The organism is Halorubrum tibetense (genome assembly GCF_042661865.1).
In the GTDB taxonomy this organism is placed as follows: Archaea; Halobacteriota; Halobacteria; order Halobacteriales; family Haloferacaceae; genus Halorubrum; species Halorubrum tibetense.
Map to the genome: position 1 here is coordinate 1 of NZ_JBHSWW010000270.1, position 3,248 is coordinate 3,248.

The 3,248-nt window shown below is 69.3% G+C and carries 3 protein-coding genes; 1 reads left to right on the forward strand and 2 read right to left on the reverse strand.

The window, feature by feature from the left end; translation table 11 throughout:
* The coding region (locus ACFQEU_RS13415) for a class I SAM-dependent methyltransferase (protein ID WP_379782953.1) at nucleotides 1-592 on the reverse strand (592 nt) is incomplete at its 3' end.
* A 37-nt stretch (nucleotides 593-629) separates the two neighbouring features.
* Entirely contained in the window at nucleotides 630-1,550 is a 921-nt protein-coding gene (locus ACFQEU_RS13420) for a DUF7351 domain-containing protein (protein WP_379782955.1), read from the reverse strand.
* Between the two features lie 192 nt (nucleotides 1,551-1,742).
* Between ACFQEU_RS13420 and pyk the strand changes: the two genes are divergently transcribed.
* The coding region (gene pyk, locus ACFQEU_RS13425; protein WP_379782957.1) for a pyruvate kinase at nucleotides 1,743-3,248 on the forward strand (1,506 nt) is incomplete at its 3' end.

Genomic DNA, 3,248 nt, shown 5'->3' on the forward strand with positions numbered 1-3,248 from the left:
CCGACGGCGGCGCTGCGGTCCGCACACCAGCCGCGAACAGGGGGTTCAGGAGGCGGCCGACCGGACGAGTGCTCCGTGCGAGTCCGGCGACACAGACCCGCCCGGCAGGCGCGCTCTCTAACGAGCCGGCAGCGACGAGGCGACACCAGTCGTCGACCGCTCCCGCGGGGTCGTCGAGCATCCCCGTGAGGAACGTCGCGAGCACGCCGTCAACGTCACGCACTTCGACGCCAGTCGCGCCGGCAGTCGCCCGTGACGGCGCTCCCGATCGGAGCGGCGGTCGCGTCGCGTCCGCGCGGGCGACGTGGACGTTCTCCCAATCCGCCCGGTCGATCCGCTCCCGGGCCCGTGTGAGCACCCCCGTGGAGACGTCGAGGCCGATCACGGTTCCACCCGGGCCGACCCGCTCACGAAGCAGCCCCAGGTTCGCCCCCGTGCCACACCCCATCTCGACGACGACGTCGCCGCGATGCGGGTCGAGCGCGTCGACAACCCGTTCACGGAGCCGACCCACGAGCGGCGTGTCGCTCGCGATCCGGTCGTACCAGTCGGCGTATCGGGTGTAGAACGCCGCCGCTTCGCGTCCGCTCATATGGCGTCTCTCCGTCCGTCCGAGTCATAAACCCCGGTCACCGACCGGCTGCGTCGGGGTCGTCGCGGGTCACATGGAGGTCGTCGTCGACGGTCCAGACCGTCCCGTCGGGGGACTCGAAACGCACGCCGTCGGGACCGGGCGTCGTGTCCCACGCCATCACCTCGGCGAAGCGGTCCCACCCCGGGTCGAGTCCGCGCTCGGCGAAGAACCCAGCCATCGGACCTCGGTCGGCAGTGACGTGAAGCGGATGGCTGACGCGTCGTTGTCCGCAGTGATCACAGGAGAGCTTCACCAGTCCGTCGTGGGTGAACCGGCTGTCGCCGCCGTTGCCGGTCGAGTCACGGTCGTACCCCGGCATCAGCGTCGCGGTCACGCCGTGGCCGCACTCCGAGCAGAAGCCGCCGGCCATGGTTCGGAGGTGTTGGTCGACGATCGCGTGTGCCCGCTCGAAGGCGGTATCGATCCCGATCCCTCGAACGCCCGACGGTGGATACGAGATCGCCGAAACCGTCCCCGTCGGAACCAGCTCGTGGTCGACGAGGCCGTCACACTCCCGGCAGCGGGTCACCATGTAGCCGCCTCGATAGGCGGTCTCGAGTCCTCCACCACACCGGTAGCAGGTCCGGTCGATCGGTTGCGTGTCGACGCTCGCGTCCGACGTGAGGACCTCCCGTCGCCGCAGGCGAACGACCTCCCGCCCCGGCTCGGCGAGCCGGTATCCATCGTCCGTCTTCGTGACGAACCGGTCCGTGAGCCGATCGAGGTGGTAGCTGAACCGACCGCTGTCATCGACGCCGACGTCCGACTTGATCGTCGAGTACGTCGCGTCGTCGGCGAGTGGACCCGGCTCGACGGTGCGCTCGTACAGCGAGTCGAGGATCGCGAGTCTGACATCGCTGTCGAGTGCGGCGAACGCAAGCGCGTCCCGAGGCTTCCCCCCAGCGGTGGCGTCCATCGCATGTACGATACAGCAGTAATGGTTTAGGTATTTTGTTCTCACTGACAGGAAAACACATCATCGAGCCATCCGGTTCGCCATGCTCCCGCCGTGTGAGCCGCTCTCGACCAGGTGTACCGGGATCGTTCGTCTTCGATCGTGTTCGACTCGACCGTATGGCTTTTTCCGGGGCTCCGTCGAATCGAGGGCATGCGCAACGCAAAGATCGTCTGTACCCTCGGTCCGGCCTCGGACGACCGGGACACGATCCGGGAGCTCGCGGCCGCCGGGATGTCGGTCGCTCGACTCAACGCCAGTCACGGGACGACCGATCACCGCGAGACGGTCATCGAGCGCGTCCGCGACGTCGACGACGCGATCGACGACCCGCTCGCCGTGATGGTCGACCTGAAGGGCCCCGAAGTGCGGACGGCCGAGACCGACGAGCCGACGAACGTGGTCACCGGCTCGGAAGTGACGTTCGTCGCCGGCGACGACGCGACGCCGGAGCGGATCGGTCTGACACACACGATCTCGGCGGCGGCCCCGGGCGACACGGTGTTGCTCGACGACGGTCGGATCGAGTGCCGGGTCGAGCGCGTGACCGACGACGGCACGGTCGTCGCGACGGTCGTGTCGGGCGGGAAGCTCGGCTCGCGAAAGGGCGTCAACCTGCCGGGCGTCGCCATCGACGTCGACCTGGTCACCCCGGCGGACGAGGCCGAGCTGCGGCTCGCGGCCCGTGCCGACGCCGACTTCGTCGCCGCCTCTTTCGTTCGCGACGGCGACGATGTCTACCGAATCGCCGACCTGTTGGAGGAGTACGGCGGCGACGACATCCCCGTCATCGCCAAGATCGAGCGGGCGGGAGCCGTCGAGAACCTGGAGGGGATCGTCGAGGCCGCCGACGGCGTGATGGTCGCCCGCGGCGACCTCGGCGTCGAGTGTCCGCTGGAGGACGTTCCGATGATCCAGAAACGCATCATTCGGACGTGTGTGAACGCGGGCGTTCCGGTGATCACGGCGACGGAGATGCTCGATTCGATGATCCACTCGCGGCGACCGACCCGCGCGGAGGCGTCCGACGTCGCCAACGCGGTCCTCGACGGCACCGATGCCGTGATGCTCTCGGGCGAGACCGCGATCGGCGATCACCCCGCCCGCGTCGTCGAGACGATGGACCGGATCGTCCGCGAGGTCGAGACCAGCGACGAGTACGCCGAGACCCGCGAACAACGGGTTCCGACGGCCGCCGAGGGGTCACGGACCGAGGCGCTCGCACGCTCCGCACGGTATCTCGCGCGCGACATCGGCGCGTCGACGGTCGTCGCGGTCTCGGAGACCGGGTTCACCGCCCGGAAGACGGCGATGTTCCGGCCCGGCGTTCCCGTGGTCGCGACCACCCCGAACGACCGCGTCCGCCGCCAGCTCGCGCTCTCGTGGGGCGTCCAGCCGGTCACGACCGAGTACGCCAACGACATGGAATCGGTGCTCGACAACGCGGTCGACGCCGCTATCGACACCGGCGCGGCCACCTCCGGCGACACGCTCGTCGTCCTCTCCGGGATGCTGACGGAGCTCGAGGGGACGAACACGACGAACACGCTGAAGGTCCACGTCGCGGCCGAAACGCTCGTCACCGGCAAAGCGGTCGTCGCCGGGCGGGCCGCCGGGCCAGTGCACCGCGTCACCGACGGCGACCTCGGGGCGGTCCCG

What these genes read in the sequence shown, in the direction of transcription:
- ACFQEU_RS13420 (WP_379782955.1), bottom strand. Translation starts at nt 1,550, where the DNA reads ATGGACGCCACCGCTGGGGGGAAGCCTCGGGACGCGCTTGCGTTCGCC.